This window comes from Streptomyces sp. NPDC050145 (genome assembly GCF_044460245.1).
Lineage (GTDB): Bacteria > Actinomycetota > Actinomycetes > Streptomycetales > Streptomycetaceae > Streptomyces.
The window spans coordinates 208,282-222,734 of sequence record NZ_JBITJS010000001.1; the positions used below are offsets into that span (position 1 = coordinate 208,282).

Sequence of the window (14,453 nt, forward strand, 5' to 3'; positions counted from 1 at the left end):
CGGAACCGAAGGAAACAACGGAACCGAAGGAAGCAGCGGGAGTGACGGGAGCCGCGGAAGCGGGGGAGGCGCCGTCCGCTCGGCCTCGCCGCAAGCGGCTGCGCCGTCGCATCCTCGCCGTACTCGCGACCCTCCTCGCCCTGTTGGCGGTCTACACCGCCTGGGCGAACGCGCGCCCGTACACCCTGAGTTCGTCGATCGAGCTCGACGCCACCCCCGACGAGGTCTGGCGGGCCCTCACCGACCTGTCCGCCTACGACGAGTGGAACCCGTTCATCGTCTCCGCCGACGGCACCGTCGAGCGCAACGCCACTCTGCGCCTGGTGCTGCGTGACGAGACCGGAGACAGCACCTTCACCCCCACGGTCCTGGCCGCCGAACCCGGCAGGAAGCTGCGCTGGCTCGGCCGGATCGGCCCGGGCCTGATCTTCGACGGCGAACACCGGTTCCTGATCGAGCGGTTGGGGGAGCACCGCGTCAGGCTGACCCAGAGCGAGGAATTCCGCGGTGTGGTGGTGCCGTTCTTCCGGGGCAGCCTCGACTCCCGCACGCTGCCGCAGTTCGGCGCGATGAACCGGGCACTCGCCGACCGCGTCGCCGAACTGGTGGAGACGGGCGTGAGCCGACCCGCGCACTGATGCCGGGGCGGGAACTCATGGGAGGCTCATGGGACTTGGCCAGACACCCGGCTCAGGTTCCGGGGAGGATGCGCCGCGTCTCGTAGGCCCACATCGCGATCTCGACCCGGTTGCGGGCGCCCAGTTTGGCCATCAGGCTCGCCAGATGCGTCTTCACCGTGCTGAGGCTGATGTGCAGCGCGTCGGCGATCTCGGTGTTGGTCAGCCCGCGCGCCACGGCGAGGAGCACCTGCTCCTCGCGGGCGGTGACGGGAGCGACCGGCTGGACCACGGGCCGCCCGGCGGGCAGGTCCGCGAAGGCCCGCAGCAGACGGACGGTGACGCTGGGCGCGATGAGCGCCTCCCCGTCGGACGCCGACCGTACGGCCTGCGCCAGAAGGTCCGGTCCGGTGTCCTTGAGGAGGAAGCCGCGGGCGCCGGCACGCAGTGAGCCGTAGACGTACTCGTCGAGGTCGAACGTGGTGATGACGACCACGGCCAGCGGGTCGGTGACGCCCGGCCCTGCGACCAGCCGGGTGGCCTCGAGCCCGTCGATCACCGGCATGCGGATGTCGAACAGGCAGACGTCGGGGCGCAGTTCGCCGGCCAGACGTACCGCTTCCCGCCCGTCGGCGGCCTCGCCGACCACCTCGATGCCGGGCTGGGCGTTCAACATGATCCGCAGCCCGGTACGGATGATCGTCTGGTCGTCAGCGACGAGCACGCGAATGGACACCGCTCTCGCTCCTCGCTCTCGGCAGCTCGGCCTCGACATGCCAGCCCCGGTCGGCGCCCGGGCCGACTCGTAGTGTGCCGCCGAGCAGGGTCGCGCGCTCGCGCAGTCCGGTAAGTCCGTATCCGTCGCGACCCCGGCCGGTGCGCCGGCCGTCGTCGCGCACGCTCACCCGTACCGTGTGCCGTTCCGCGGCGACCCGGACGACGAGCTCGGTCGCGTCGACCGCATGGCGCAGCGCGTTGGTCACCGACTCCTGCACGATCCGGTAGACGGCCGCGTCCACGGCCGGGGGCAGCGCGTCCAGTTCGCCGTCGAGCCCCAGGTCGACCCTGAGGCGACCACCCGGGGTGCGCACCAGGCGCTCCAGATCCGCGACACCCGCAGGCGGCGCCAACTCGGCGCCCACCCCGCGGTCGCGCAGCGCGGCGACCATGGCGCGCATCTCCTCCAGCGTGCGCGCCCCTTCCTCCTCGATCCCCTCCAGCGCCTCGACGGCGGCGGACGGGTCGGTGCCCGCGAGCACCCGGCCCGCCTGAGCGATGATCACCATGGCTGATGCTGGTCTTCCGCTCGGTCGTCGTACCGCTCAAGGCGGTGCTGCTGAACCTGCTGAGCATCGGCGCCGCCTACGGCGTCATGGTCGCGGTCTTCCAGTGGGGCTGGGGAGGAGCGCTCATCGGGCTGGAGGCGACGGTCCCGATCGTGTCGTTCATCCCGATGTTCCTCTTCGCCATCCTGTTCGGTCTGTCGATGGACTACGAGGTGTTCCTCCTCTCGCGGGTGCGCGAGGAGTATCTGCGCACCGGCGACAACGGCACGGCGATCGTGGAGGGCGTCGCGGGCACCGCCCGGGTCATCACGTCGGCCGCCCTCATCATGGTGGCGGTATTCCTGTCCTTCGCCGTCGCCGACGACCCCTCCGCCAAGATGTTCGGGCTCGGCCTGGCCACCGCGATCTTCATCGACGCCACGCTCGTACGCATGGTGCTGGTACCGGCGACCATGACACTCCTCGGCCGGGCCAACTGGTGGCTGCCGAACTGGCTGGACCGGATGCTTCCGAGAAGGCACCCGACCCGGGGAACAACCCAGGCCGGGCGCCTCCTTTCGGGCCGCTGGAAGGAGCTGGGCTAGAAGAAGCCCAGCTTCTTCGGCGAGTAGCTCACCAGCAGGTTCTTCGTCTGCTGGTAGTGGTCGAGCATCATCTTGTGGGTCTCGCGGCCGATCCCGGACTGCTTGTAGCCGCCGAACGCCGCGTGGGCCGGGTACGCGTGGTAGCAGTTCGTCCAGACGCGGCCGGCCTGGATGGCGCGGCCCGCGCGGTACGCCGTGTTCATGTCGCGGGTCCACACTCCGGCGCCCAGGCCGTACAGGGTGTCGTTCGCGATCTTGATGGCGTCGTCGAAGTCGGTGAACGGGGCCACCGAGACGACCGGGCCGAAGATCTCCTCCTGGAAGACGCGCATGCGGTTGTTGCCCTGGAAGATCGTGGGCTGGACGTAGTAGCCGCCCGCCAGTTCGCCGTCGTACTCGATGCGATGGCCGCCCGTCAGGACCTTCGCGCCCTCCTGCTGGCCGATGTCCAGGTAGGAGAGGATCTTCTGGAGCTGGTCGTTGGAGGCCTGGGCGCCGATCATCGTGTCGGTGTCCAGGGGGTGGCCGGGGACGATCGCCTCGGTGCGGGCGACGGCCGCGTCGAGGAACTCGCTGTAGTGGCCCTCCTGGACCAGTGCACGCGAGGGGCAGGTGCACACCTCGCCCTGGTTCAGGGCGAACATGGTGAAGCCTTCGAGGGCCTTGTCGCGGAAGTCGTCGTCCCGCGCCCAGACGTCGTCGAAGAAGATGTTCGGCGACTTGCCGCCCAGCTCCAGCGTGACCGGCTTGATGTTCTCCGAGGCGTACTGCATGATCAGCCGGCCCGTCGTGGTCTCGCCCGTGAACGCGACCTTCGCGACGCGCGGGCTCGACGCGAGCGGCTTGCCCGCCTCGACGCCGAAACCGTTCACGATGTTGACCACGCCCGGCGGCAGCAGGTCCGCGATCAGGGACATCCACACGTGGATCGAGGCCGGGGTCTGCTCGGCCGGCTTGATGACCACCGCGTTGCCCGCCGCCAGCGCGGGCGCCAGCTTCCACGTGGCCATCAGGATGGGGAAGTTCCACGGGATGATCTGCGCGACCACGCCCAGCGGCTCGTGGAAGTGGTACGCGATGGTGTCGTCGTCGATCTCCGAGAGCGAGCCCTCCTGCGCGCGGACCGCGCCCGCGAAGTAGCGGAAGTGGTCGATGGCGAGCGGGATGTCGGCGGCGAGCGTCTCGCGGACGGGCTTGCCGTTCTCCCAGCTCTCGGCGACGGCGAGCAGTTCGAGGTTCTGCTCCATCCGGTCGGCGATCTTGAGGAGGATGTCGCCGCGGGCCCCGGGCGCGGTGCGGCCCCAGGCCGGCGCCGCCGCGTGCGCCGCGTCGAGCGCGCGCTCCACGTCCTCGGCCGTGCCCCGGGCCACCTCGGTGAACGGCTGCCCGTTGACCGGGCTCGGGTTCTCGAAGTACTGGCCGCGGGCGGGCGGGACGTACGCGCCGCCGATCCAGTGGTCGTAGCGGGCCTTGTACGAGACGACGGAGCCCTGCGTGCCGGGCGCTGCGTAACGGGTCATCGGGGGAGGCCTCCTGTGCGCGCTGCTGCCCGCCGTTGGGCAGCTTCCGCACCGGACGCTAGGGAAGCGGACGTTGCAGCTACGTTGCGTACGAACCGGCGCCCTGCTCGGCGTCGAGCGCCGCGAGGCGGGACAGGACCGGGGGAGCGGGCCGGGCCGCCGCGAGGGCGCGCCACACGTCGAGGTCGTCCTCGCCCCAGGGCGCGTGCGCCCAGTCGGCGAGCAGGTCCGGGTCCCCGCGCGCGATCAGCGCCGCCCGCAGCCCGTCGGACAGGCGGCGGCGGATCCGGGCCACGGCGGGCGCCTGCGACTGCGGCAGCAGCGGGCCCGTGTACGCGGCCGCGGCCGCCGTCACCGCACCCGAGGCGAGCCGGCGCTCCACCACGGCGAGGTCCGACTCGACCGGGACGGCGAGCCGGTACGGGCGGGACTCCAGCAGACCCGGGCCCAACACCCGGCGCAGACGCGCGAGTTCCGCCCGCAGCGTCACCGGCGTCACCGACTCGTCCTCGTACAGGCAGCACAGCAGCTCGTCGCCGGTCAGGCCCTCCGGGTGGCGGGAGAGGAGGACGAGGAGCTCGCTGTGGCGGCGGCCCAGGCGGATCTTGTGGCCGCCCGGGGTCAGCAGCAGGGCCTCGTCGCGGCCGAGGACGCTCAGTCGAAGCCCGGTCTCCTCGGCGGGCGGCGGGGCGAGCAGAGCGAGTTGGGACTCGGCGGCGCGCGCCACCGCCTGCACGAACGCCAGACTGTGCGGATGCGCAAGACCGTCGCCGCCCGTGATGTCGACCGCGCCCAGCAACCGCCCCGAGTGCGGGTCGTGCACCGGGGCCGCCGCGCACGTCCACGGCTGGACCTCGCGGATGAAGTGCTCGGCTGCGAACACCTGCACCGGCCGGTCCACCGCGACCGCCGTACCCGGCGCGTTCGTGCCCATCGCCGACTCCGACCAGCGGGCCCCCGGCACGAAGTTCATCCGGCCCGCCTGCCGCCGGGTCGCCGCGTGTCCCTCGACCCACAGCAGCCGCCCCTGCGCGTCGCACACCGCCAGAAGATGCTCCCCGTCCGTCGCGAACGTGCCCATCAGCTCACGGAACAGAGGCATCACCCGGGCCAGCGGATGCTCGGCGCGATACGCCCCGAGGTCGCCGTCGGCCAGCTCCACCGACGCGGAGGCGTCCGGGCTCACATGGGCGCCGGCCGAGCGGCGCCAGGACGCGGCCACCACCGGACGCACCGGCCGGACCACCGTGCCCGCCGCCGTGAACCGGTCGTGCGCGCGCCGCAGCGCCCGCACCCGTTCGGACGGATCGGTGCCCGGCTCGAGCGCGACCCACGGATCGGTCAATTCGGCCTCCCGGACGCTCGCTCCTGGCACACGTGATGTGGGGCCATCGTCGCCCCGGGCGGGCAGGGCGACAAGGCGGCGGACACGGAAAAGAGCGACCGGCCGGGGCAGGGGCGGGCGGGTCAGGCGAAGTTCACCATCCGGATGTAGCGGGTCCAGTCCCAGTAAGGGCCCGGATCCGTGTGGTCCGTGCCCGGCACCTCGACATGGCCGAGGATGTGCTCGCGGTCCCTCGGGATGCCATAGCGCGCGCAGATCGACGCGGTCAGCGCCGCGGACTGCTCGTACATGGCGTTCGTGAAGTACTCGGGCCGGTCCACCCAGCCCTCGTGCTCGATGCCGATGCTGCGCGTGTTGTACGTCCAGTTCCCCGCGTGCCACGCGACGTCCTTCTCGCGCACGCACTGCGCGACGTGCCCGTCCGCCGACCGGACCAGATAGTGCGCGCTGACCTGCTTCGCCGGGTTCTGGAAGATGGCCAGGGTGTCGGCGTACGTCTCCTGCGTGACGTGGATGATCACGCGGTCGATCTTGTACGTCGACGGGCGGCTGGACTTCGTGTAGTTGGAGGTGCTGGCCGGGACGGACTCGGCCGGCGGGTAGTCGACGGCCTGGATGCCGGCGGCGGCGCGGCCGGCCGGCAGCAACAGCCCCGGGACCGCGGCGAGCGCCCCCGCCTGGAGGAGGCGGCGGCGGGCGAGTCGGGACGGGGGCGCGGGCTCGGGTCGGCCGCTGACGGATTCAGCTCGGTCCATGACGATCCTGCCTCTCGGACGGGCCCGGGCGGGGCTCGGTCGGTGGGGGAGAGTTGGCGCCGGCATTCAGTGCGCGGGACGGTGGCAGGTTCGCCACGATCTCGAGCGGACGGGCGTGCGGCCCGCGGTGAGTCTCCCGTGCGCGCGGCCGATCCTTGTGGATCTTGCCCACGTACGGGGGGTCGGTGTCGCGCGTCGGACGGGTGGGCCGGGGTGCGCCGAAGCTGCCTGCGCGTCAATTACGTTACGGGGCCCGGTGGTTGGGGCGGAAGAGGGCGCGGCGGGGTCCGATCGAGGGAACTTCGCACGTCAGAGGTGGGGACCATTGGCGGTGCGGGCCCCTTTTGGGGGTGCGCCGGGGGACCCGGGCGGTCGTGCGGGGGTATGTGATCGCCGGGGTGCGGGGGCACCGCGTCAGGCCTGCACCGAACCCATCGGGTCGTCGAGTACCGTCCGCGTCACCGAGTGCGCCGCCCCGAGCAGCGGGCCCTCCGAGCCCAGATGGGAGATCAGGACTCCGTCGGCCGGGGTCGTCGCGCGGCGCGTCAACTCCCGTTCCAGGGACGGAAGAAGCCACGGTGCCAGGCGGGAGAGCGCGCCACCGAGGACCACCGCGCGGGGGTCGAGGAGGTTCACGGCGCCGGTCAGCGCGATGCCGAGGGCCACGCCCGCGCCGCGCAGAGCCCGACGGGTGGCCGCGTCGCCGGCCTCCGCCCGTTCGGCCAACAGGGCCGTCCGGTCCTCGCCAGGAGTGAGGCCCGCCGCCCGCAGCACCGCCTCCTGGCCCGCGTACTGCTCGAGGCAGCCGCGCGACCCGCACGGGCACGCGGGTCCCTCGGGGCGCACCGGTACGTGGCCCAGTTCGCCCGCGAACCCCCGCGCCCCGCGCAGCAGTTCACCCTCCACCACGAGCGCGGCACCGATCCCGATCTCCGCCGACACGTGCAGGAAGTCGGCGGGTCGGTCGTCGGCGAGCCAGAGCTCGGCGAGGGCGCCGAAGTTGGCCTCGTTGTCGACGGTCAGCGGCACGTCGCCGCCCCAGGGCAGGTGCGCGGGGAGCAGCGCGCCGAGGTCCGTGTCGTGCCAGTCCAGGTTCGGGGCGCGGACGACGGTGTGCGTGCCGCGCGTGACCAGGCCCGGCACGGCCACCGCGAGTCCGGCGGGGCGCAGGCCCCCGGCCGCGGCCTCCTCGTTCACCCGGCCGATCAGTTCGGCGAGGTCGCGCAGCACCGGCTCCGGAGCGCGTCCCCTGTTGCTCACCCGGCGCTCGGCGCGCGCCCGCACCTCGCCGCGCAGGTCGACCGCGCACACCGCGAGATGGTCGACGCCCACCTCGGCGCCGAAGCCGGCCGGGCCTTGGCGGCTGACCATCAGCGCGGAACCGGGCCGGCCCACGCCGCCGGGGCGCTGCGGCCCCAGCTCCTCCAGGAGCCCGGCCCGGATCAGCTCGTCGACGAGCGTGGACACGGCGGCCCGGGTCAGCCCGATGTGCTGGGCGACCGCCGCGCGGGACAGGGGGCCTCCGGCGGCCACGGCGTGCAGGACGCGGGAGAGGTTGCGCCGGCGCATGCCCTGCTGGGTGTCGGGGGTTCCGGGGCGGGGCCGGTGCAGTGGTGCGGTCATGTGTTCATGGTCCCAGTTGCTCCGGGCTTGGTCGGTGCGGGATCGCCTTCTCGTCTGCTGGGTTCTGTTTCGTGGCGGCTTCAGCGCCGTCGTGGCTGGTCGCGCAGTTCCCCGCGCCCCTGAAATGCACGCCCTTCGGGCGGCATTTCCCCGATGCGATCGCCCCTCCAGCAGTTGCCCCGCGCCCGCCGCCCCCGGCGAAGCTCAAGCCTCCTCCAGCAGCCGCCTCGCTTCCTCCCGTACCCCCGAGATTCGCTGCAACGCCGACTCGTCCCGCTCCACTGGCTCCAGCACAGGCCCCTCGGACGTCCCCCAGCGGCGGGCCACCGTCGCCGGGTCCTCACCGGTGAGGAGGCTCGCCGCCTGGGCCGCCGCACCCAGGGCCACCAGTTCCTGAGCCCTCGGCACCCGTACCGGGCGACCCGAGAGGCGGCGGACCGTCTGTTGCCAGGCGGTGCCGCGCGCGCCGCCGCCGATGAGGAGGAGGGGCGTCGTGGGGTCGGCGTCGGCGTCCAGGACGTGGTCGAGCGCGCTGAGCAGCGCGTGCACCGCCCCGTCGTACGCGGCCTGCAGAACCTGCCCGCCCGTCGTGTCGTGGCGCAGTCCCGTGAGCAGCCCCGACGCGTTCGGCAGGTCCGGGGTGCGCTCGCCGTCCAGGTAGGGGAGGAGCGTCGCGGTGCCGCCGGGCTCGACCGCCTCCCGGTCCAGGCCCAGCAGCGCGGCGATCCGGTCCACGGCGAGCGTGCAGTTCAGGGTGCAGGCCAGCGGCAGCCAGTCGCCGCGCGCGTCCGCGAACCCGGCGACCACACCGCTCGGGTCCGCGGGCCGGTGCCGCGACACCGCGTACACCGTCCCGGACGTGCCGAGGCTGAGCACGGCGGTGCCGGGCAGCAGGCCGAGGCCCAGCGCGGCCGCAGCGTTGTCCCCGGTCCCGGCGGCCACCAACGCGCCCTTCGCCAGCGGGAGGTCGGGATCGGTCCCGGGCACGGCGCCCGCCGCCTCGCCGGGCGCCACCACCCGCGGCAGCAGCGCGGGCTCGAGCCCGACCCGGTCCAGCACGTCTTCGTCGTACGCCTCCGTGCGCGACGCCCACCATCCCGTACCGGAGACGTCACCGCGATCCGTCGTGCCGGGGCCGCCTGTGAGCCGCCCGGTCAGATAGTCGTGGGGGAGACGTACCGCCGCCGTGGCCCGCACGGCAGCCGGCTCGTGCTCGGCCAGCCACGCCCACTTCGCCACGGTGAACGAGGCCCCCGGCACGCTCCCGAACCGCTCCGCCCACTCCTTCGGACCGCCCAGCTCCGCGACCAGCCGCCGCGCCTGGGGCGCCGAGCGCACGTCGTTCCACAGCAGAGCCGGCCGCACCGGCCGCCCGTGCGCGTCCAGTGTCACCAGCCCGTGCTGCTGCCCGCCAACCGACACAGCCGCCGCCCGCCGCGCCGCGTCCCCGCACCGCGCGAGCGCCGTCCGCAGCGCCCCGTACCACTCCTCGGGATCGCTCTCATGGCCCGCGCCCGTGGTCACCGTGTGCGGCGCCTGGCCGCTCGCCACCACCGCCCCCGTGGCGACGTCGACCACCAGGGCCTTCGTGGACTGCGTCGAACTGTCGACCCCGACGACGAGGGGGCCCTCGGCAGCTGGCATGCGGCTCTCCTGACTCGGTCGGTCCCGGGGCGGCTCTTCCCAGGAACGTGCCCGCATACTAATTTGTAAAGTGCGATGACGAAATGGGTGGACGGCAGTCGGTGTCAGCACGGACCCGCCGCCCCGCTCGAAGATGAGGGAGCCGCACGATGACGTACCAGCCCACCCCCGAGGACAAGTTCAGCTTCGGCCTGTGGACCGTCGGCTGGCAGGGCCGCGACCCGTTCGGCGACGCGACGCGCCCCGCGCTCGACCCCGTCGACTCCGTGCGCGCGCTCGCCGAGCTCGGCGCGTACGGCGTGACGTTCCACGACGACGACCTCATCCCGTTCGGCGCCTCCGAGACCGAGCGCGAGTCCCACGTCAAGCGGTTCCGGCAGGCCCTCGACGCCACCGGCCTGGTCGTCCCAATGGCGACCACGAACCTCTTCACGCACCCCGTCTTCAAGGACGGCGGCTTCACCGCCAACGACCGCGACGTGCGCCGCTACGCCCTGCGCAAGGTCATCCGCAACATCGACCTCGCCGCCGAACTGGGCGCCCACACCTACGTCGCGTGGGGCGGCCGCGAAGGCGCCGAGTCCGGCGGCGCGAAGGACGTCCGCGACGCGCTCGACCGGATGAAGGAGGCCTTCGACCTGCTCGGCCAGTACGTCACCGAGCAGGGCTACGACCTGCGCTTCGCCATCGAGCCCAAGCCCAACGAGCCGCGCGGCGACATCCTCCTGCCCACCGTCGGCCACGCCCTCGCCTTCATCGAGCGCCTGGAGCGCCCCGAGCTCTACGGCGTCAACCCCGAGGTCGGTCACGAGCAGATGGCCGGGCTCAACTTCCCCCACGGCATCGCCCAGGCCCTTTGGGCCGGCAAGCTCTTCCACATCGACCTCAACGGCCAGTCCGGCATCAAGTACGACCAGGACCTGCGCTTCGGCGCCGGCGACCTGCGCTCCGCGTTCTGGCTCGTCGACCTGCTGGAGACCGCGGGCTACGAAGGCCCGCGCCACTTCGACTTCAAGCCGCCGCGCACCGAGGACCTCGACGGGGTCTGGGCCTCGGCCGCCGGCTGCATGCGCAACTACCTGATCCTCAAGGAGCGCGCGGCCGCCTTCCGCGCCGACCCCGAGGTCCAGGACGCGCTGCGCGCGTCGCGCCTCGACGAGCTCGCCCGGCCGACCGCCGAGGACGGACTCGCCGAACTGCTCGCCGACCAGAGCGCGTTCGAGGAGTTCGACGTGACCGCCGCCGCCGAACGCGGCATGGCCTTCGAACGGCTCGACCAGCTCGCCATGGACCACCTGCTCGGCGTGCGCGACTGACGCCGGCTCGAGAGGAAGGGGTCGCGCGCCGGCCCCTTCGCCGGACACCCTGGAGGCATGGCCACACCTCCGATGCCACCGCAGCCGCCCCCGCCGCCGAGCGACGCGCCCCCGCCCGGCGGCGGAGGCTTCGGCGCACCGCCCGACGCCCCACCACCCCGCCGCGACTCCGGCGGCCGCCGCTTCCTGGTCCTCGCCGTCGTCGCCGCGCTCCTGGTGATCGGCGGGGCTGTGGCCTTCGCGATGATGCGCGACGACGGGGGTGACGGTGTGGGCGACGGCAAGCCATCCCCGTCCGACAGCACGTCCGCCACGACGTCGCCCTCGCGCAGCCTCCCGAGCGAACTCCCCAGCCTGCCCAGCGAGTTGCCCAGCTCCCTCCCGAGTTTCCTCCCGAGCGAGCTGCCCAGCAGCCTCCCCAGCGACCTGCCCTCGAAGCTCCCGAGCGGACTGCCCAGCGAACTCCCCAGCGGCCTGCTCCCCAGCGACGTGGAGAGCCTCCTGCCCTGACCTCCGACACGCCCTAGATATGGCCCTCGACATGGCCCTACGAAAAGGCCCGCGGCCCCCGCTCCCACAGGACAGGAACGGAGGCCGCGGGCACCGGCGTCACACCAAAGAGGCGCTCAGAGCGCGCCCTTGGGCAGCCGCACATACGTGACCCGCGTCTCGACGCCGCTGTCGACGAGCCGCCCGTCCGCGTCGAAGGCCTCCGCCCCGTCCGTCATCCCGAAGTCGTTGTCGTTGATGAGGGCGAGCGTGCCGCGCCCGGCGAGCGCCACGCCCTCGATCTTGTCCGGCACCCCGTCGACCGCGTTCAGGTCCACGACCAGACGCTTGCGCAGCACCGGCACGCCGGACCCCGCCGGGTCGTCCAACTGCTCCAGCGACGGCGACGTACGGTCGTCGTCCCAGCGGCCGCCGAGGATGTTCGCGCCGCGCGTGAGCCGCACTTCCTGGAGACGGGCCGCCTTGTCGGTGCGCTCCTCGACGAGCAGCCGGTCGCCGCCGAGCGCCACGACCGAGGAGATCTTCAGTTCCGACGTGTCGTCCTCGCCCGGGTCGACGACGTCCACCGCGTCGAAGCGGTACGCGTACTCGGCCGTCACCGCGGCCTTCCTCGGGGAGAAACGCAGCAGCCGCGTGGTGCGCGAGGCCTCGCCGGCGTCCTGGTCCGGAACGGACAGCGGGCTCTGCACGGCCAGGACCAGATCGCCGTTCGGGAGCTGGGCGAGGCCCTCGAAACCGCGGTTCACCTTGCGGTGCAGCAGGATCGACGGCAGCGACTCGACGACCGGGTAGTCGGCGCCCTTCAGAGCGAGGCCCTTCGGCACGTGGCGGGCGAGCACACGGCCGTGCGCGGAGACGTGCACGAGGGAGGGGCCGTACTCGTCGACCAGCCAGAAACTGCCGTCGGCGGCCCGTACGATCCCCTCCGTGTCGAGCCCGTTCGGGTCGAAGGCGAGCGGCGTGCGCGCGTCGTACGTGTACGGCTTCTCGTCGCGGCTCTCCTGGTTCGGCAGACCCGTGACCGCCTTGCCCGAAGTGGTCGTCAGCGGGATCGAGTCGATCACCTCGACCGCGTCGCCGTTCACCTTGATCTTCACGATCGCCGGGTCGAACCCGGGCACGGGGAACGTGCGGCGCTTCTTGCCGTCGACCTTGATCTGACCGTTCGGGCCGCGGTCGGTCACCGTCCAGTACTCGCCCTTGCGGCCCGCCGGGTAGAGGTCCGAGCCGATGCCGCCCAGGTCGACGCCGCGGTCGTCGGCGACGGTGCCCGGCAGGAGGTGGTTGCTGAACTCGCCGAGCGGCAGGTCGGGAAGCGTCGCGCCGCCCGTGACCTCGGCCGCGGCCGGACCGGCCGGTGCGCCCGACGCGGTGCCGGCCACGGCGACGGCCGCCAGCGCGGCGAGCGGCACCCCGACGGCGAGGGTGCGGCGGACGCGGCGCTTGCCGGGGACGAGCGGGGACATGGGGCCTCCTGGACGCGGTGCTTCGCTCGGACCGGTCACACGGTCGGCCCCGGGTTCGAACTGCCGGTGGCCGGAGGGTGAATGCGGGCGAACGAGCGGACGGCGCGCTGCCCGTCGGTGAGGGAGGAGACCGGTCGGAGACCGCGCATCGTGATCGTTGCGAGCGGATCCGATCGATACGATGCACCACGGTCCGACACGGTCCGAGGGACGGACGGGAGCGGGGGAGGAGCCGAGATCATGCGGCTGCATGTCGACCGGCGCCACGCACGGGTGCTCGAACTGCTCCGGGAGCGCGGCACGATCCGCGTCGCCGACCTGGCCCGCGAACTCGGCGTCTCTCCGGTGACACTGCGCCGCGACGTCGAGGCGCTTGCCGTCCAGGGGCGCCTCCTTCGACTGCACGGGGCCGTCGTCTGGCCCGGCGACACCTTCGCGGGCCCGCCCGAACGGGGTGCGCTCGCCACCGGTGCGGACCGGGCCCCGTCCGACCTCGTCGTCGGCATGGTCGTGCCGACCACCGAGTACTACTACGCGGATGTGGTGCGCGGGGCCCGCGAGGCGGTGGAGGCGGCCGGTGCCCGGCTCGTGGTCGCCCTGTCCCGCTACCTGCCCGGGGAGGACTCCGCGCAGGTCGATCGGCTGCTCGCGGGCGGGGTCGACGGGCTGCTCCTGACGCCGAGTTGGGAGACCGGAGTGCCCGGGCCCGGTGAGGGACTGCGCATCGCAGGGCGGGACGTGCCCACCGTGCTCGTGGAGCGCTCGGCCCCGCACGGCCATCCTGCGGCCGCGCTCGACCGCGTCCGCTCGGACCACGCCCACGGCGCGGCGGTCGCGGTCCGTCACCTCGCCGCGCTCGGCCACCGCCGGGTCGCTCTGGCCGCGCAGGACTCCCCGACCAGTACGCAGTTGCGGCGCGGGCACGAGGCGGCGGTCGAGGCGCTCGGTCTCGAAGCGGCGCCCGAGCCGTCCCGGCACCCCGTGGCCACGACCGAGGCCGAGCGTTTCGAGCGAACGTTCACCTATCTCCGTGAGGCGGTGGAGGAACACGGGGTCACAGCGGCGATCCTGCACAGCGACGCCGACGCCATCGTCCTCGTACCCAGGCTCCGCGCCCACGGCATCCGGGTCCCCGAGGACCTGGCCGTCATCACCTACGACGACGAGGTCGCCGCGCTCGCCGACCTGCCCCTCACGGCGGTGGCCCCCGCGAAGCGCACCGTCGGCCGCCGCGCCGCGGAGCTGCTCCTGTCCCGCCTCACCCGGGACCCGGCCGAGCCGGCGGAACCGGCCCAGCACCTCGACATCCTCCCGCAGTTGAGAATCCGCAGCTCGTGCGGGGCGTCGCCGGACGGAGCGCCAGGGTGAGCGCCCTCCGAGCGGCCCTCGGGGACGCCGCTTCGCCCGATTGGCAGGTCCGGGCCGACGCCGCCGCTGTCCTGACGCCGTGGGCCCATGTTCCCGAGGCCGCAAAGGCGCTGACCGCTCTCCTCCACGACCCGTCCGACACGGCCGTGACACGCAGGGCCGCCGAGGCCCTGATCGGCGGGGGGAGCGTGGACGCCGCGCGCCTGGTCGCCCGCGCCTTCGCGCACGCCGATGACCAGCAGGCGGACTGGATGGCGGTGGGCGTGACGGACGCGGCGGCGGTCGCCGGCGATCGCGCCGCGATCTGCGTGCGGCTCACCGAGCCCCCCGAACCGGAGGACGTCCGCCGCGGAGCAGCCGAGCTTCTGTCCTGGCTGCGGCCCCGCACCTGACTCCGACCAGCGGTGTACTGCCCTTGC

Annotated in this window: 13 protein-coding genes and 1 pseudogene; 6 read left to right on the forward strand and 8 right to left on the reverse strand. The window is 73.2% G+C overall.

The annotated features are described in order from the left end of the window. The first annotated feature begins 41 nt into the window (after window positions 1-41). Window positions 42-638, forward strand: coding sequence for an SRPBCC family protein (locus ACIBTU_RS00995; RefSeq protein ID WP_399123741.1), 597 nt, complete (start codon window positions 42-44; stop codon window positions 636-638). Window positions 639-690: 52 nt separating this feature from the next. Here ACIBTU_RS00995 and ACIBTU_RS01000 read toward each other — a convergent pair whose 3' ends face one another. Beyond that, the gene (locus ACIBTU_RS01000) at window positions 691-1,353 is read right to left on the reverse strand and encodes a response regulator (RefSeq protein WP_399123742.1); all 663 of its coding nucleotides are present in this window, start codon (window positions 1,351-1,353) and stop codon (window positions 691-693) included. Further along, window positions 1,328-1,903 carry a sensor histidine kinase gene (locus tag ACIBTU_RS01005; RefSeq protein WP_399123743.1) on the reverse strand — a complete coding sequence of 192 codons (576 nt, stop codon included), beginning with the start codon at window positions 1,901-1,903 and terminating at the stop codon, window positions 1,328-1,330. Before ACIBTU_RS01005 ends, ACIBTU_RS01000 begins: the two co-directional genes overlap by 26 nt. Before the next feature lie 2 nt (window positions 1,904-1,905). On the opposite strand from ACIBTU_RS01005, the pseudogene ACIBTU_RS01010 reads away from it, so the two are divergent. Then, a pseudogene (locus ACIBTU_RS01010) lies at window positions 1,906-2,487 on the forward strand (MMPL family transporter); the annotation flags it as partial. On the opposite strand, the gene ACIBTU_RS01015 reads toward ACIBTU_RS01010, so the two are convergent. The 5 genes from ACIBTU_RS01015 to xylB all read right to left on the reverse strand — a co-directional run bounded on the left by ACIBTU_RS01015 (window position 2,484) and on the right by xylB (window position 9,374). Next, window positions 2,484-4,007, reverse strand: a complete 1,524-nt coding sequence (locus tag ACIBTU_RS01015) for an aldehyde dehydrogenase family protein (RefSeq protein WP_399123744.1) — start codon at window positions 4,005-4,007, stop codon at window positions 2,484-2,486. The pseudogene ACIBTU_RS01010 and the gene ACIBTU_RS01015 sit on opposite strands and share 4 nt — an antisense overlap. 79 nt (window positions 4,008-4,086) lie before the next feature. Continuing rightward, complete coding sequence (locus tag ACIBTU_RS01020) at window positions 4,087-5,352, reverse strand: GAF domain-containing protein (RefSeq protein WP_399123745.1); 1,266 nt, start codon at window positions 5,350-5,352, stop codon at window positions 4,087-4,089. A gap of 122 nt (window positions 5,353-5,474) precedes the next feature. Further along, complete coding sequence (locus ACIBTU_RS01025) at window positions 5,475-6,107, reverse strand: N-acetylmuramoyl-L-alanine amidase (RefSeq protein WP_399123746.1); 633 nt, start codon at window positions 6,105-6,107, stop codon at window positions 5,475-5,477. 414 nt (window positions 6,108-6,521) lie between these two features. Continuing rightward, window positions 6,522-7,730: an ROK family protein gene (locus ACIBTU_RS01030; protein WP_399123747.1), complete on the reverse strand. Its 1,209-nt coding sequence runs from the start codon at window positions 7,728-7,730 to the stop codon at window positions 6,522-6,524. A 204-nt stretch (window positions 7,731-7,934) separates the two neighbouring features. After that, complete coding sequence (xylB, locus tag ACIBTU_RS01035) at window positions 7,935-9,374, reverse strand: xylulokinase (protein WP_399123748.1); 1,440 nt, start codon at window positions 9,372-9,374, stop codon at window positions 7,935-7,937. Window positions 9,375-9,523: 149 nt separating this feature from the next. Between xylB and xylA the strand changes: the two genes are divergently transcribed. Both xylA and ACIBTU_RS01045 read left to right on the forward strand, forming a co-directional pair. Continuing rightward, window positions 9,524-10,690, forward strand: coding sequence for a xylose isomerase (gene xylA, locus ACIBTU_RS01040; RefSeq protein WP_399123749.1), 1,167 nt, complete (start codon window positions 9,524-9,526; stop codon window positions 10,688-10,690). Between the two features lie 57 nt (window positions 10,691-10,747). Then, entirely contained in the window at window positions 10,748-11,200 is a 453-nt protein-coding gene (locus tag ACIBTU_RS01045; RefSeq protein ID WP_399123750.1) for a hypothetical protein, read from the forward strand. A 116-nt stretch (window positions 11,201-11,316) separates the two neighbouring features. On the opposite strand, the gene ACIBTU_RS01050 is transcribed toward ACIBTU_RS01045, so the two are convergent. After that, window positions 11,317-12,666 carry an esterase-like activity of phytase family protein gene (locus ACIBTU_RS01050; RefSeq protein ID WP_399123751.1) on the reverse strand — a complete coding sequence of 450 codons (1,350 nt, stop codon included), beginning with the start codon at window positions 12,664-12,666 and terminating at the stop codon, window positions 11,317-11,319. A 240-nt stretch (window positions 12,667-12,906) separates the two neighbouring features. Here ACIBTU_RS01050 and ACIBTU_RS01055 point away from each other — a divergent pair, with 240 nt between their 5' ends. Both ACIBTU_RS01055 and ACIBTU_RS01060 read left to right on the forward strand, forming a co-directional pair. Beyond that, window positions 12,907-14,034, forward strand: coding sequence for a substrate-binding domain-containing protein (locus ACIBTU_RS01055; RefSeq protein ID WP_399123752.1), 1,128 nt, complete (start codon window positions 12,907-12,909; stop codon window positions 14,032-14,034). Next, window positions 14,031-14,426, forward strand: a complete 396-nt coding sequence (locus ACIBTU_RS01060; protein WP_399123753.1) for a HEAT repeat domain-containing protein — start codon at window positions 14,031-14,033, stop codon at window positions 14,424-14,426. Before ACIBTU_RS01055 ends, ACIBTU_RS01060 begins: the two co-directional genes overlap by 4 nt. Window positions 14,427-14,453 lie beyond the last annotated feature (27 nt).

Excerpts from the sequence above, each read along its gene's own strand:
- ACIBTU_RS01005 (WP_399123743.1), bottom strand. The coding sequence starts at position 1,903 with ATGGTGATCATCGCTCAGGCGGGCCGGGTGCTCGCGGGCACCGACCCG.
- ACIBTU_RS01015 (WP_399123744.1), bottom strand. The coding sequence starts at position 4,007 with ATGACCCGTTACGCAGCGCCCGGCACGCAGGGCTCCGTCGTCTCGTAC.
- ACIBTU_RS01025 (WP_399123746.1), bottom strand. The coding sequence starts at position 6,107 with ATGGACCGAGCTGAATCCGTCAGCGGCCGACCCGAGCCCGCGCCCCCG.
- ACIBTU_RS01030 (WP_399123747.1), bottom strand. The coding sequence starts at position 7,730 with ATGACCGCACCACTGCACCGGCCCCGCCCCGGAACCCCCGACACCCAG.
- xylB (WP_399123748.1), bottom strand. The coding sequence starts at position 9,374 with ATGCCAGCTGCCGAGGGCCCCCTCGTCGTCGGGGTCGACAGTTCGACG.
- xylA (WP_399123749.1), top strand. The coding sequence starts at position 9,524 with ATGACGTACCAGCCCACCCCCGAGGACAAGTTCAGCTTCGGCCTGTGG.
- ACIBTU_RS01045 (WP_399123750.1), top strand. The coding sequence starts at position 10,748 with ATGGCCACACCTCCGATGCCACCGCAGCCGCCCCCGCCGCCGAGCGAC.
- ACIBTU_RS01050 (WP_399123751.1), bottom strand. The coding sequence starts at position 12,666 with ATGTCCCCGCTCGTCCCCGGCAAGCGCCGCGTCCGCCGCACCCTCGCC.
- ACIBTU_RS01055 (WP_399123752.1), top strand. The coding sequence starts at position 12,907 with ATGCGGCTGCATGTCGACCGGCGCCACGCACGGGTGCTCGAACTGCTC.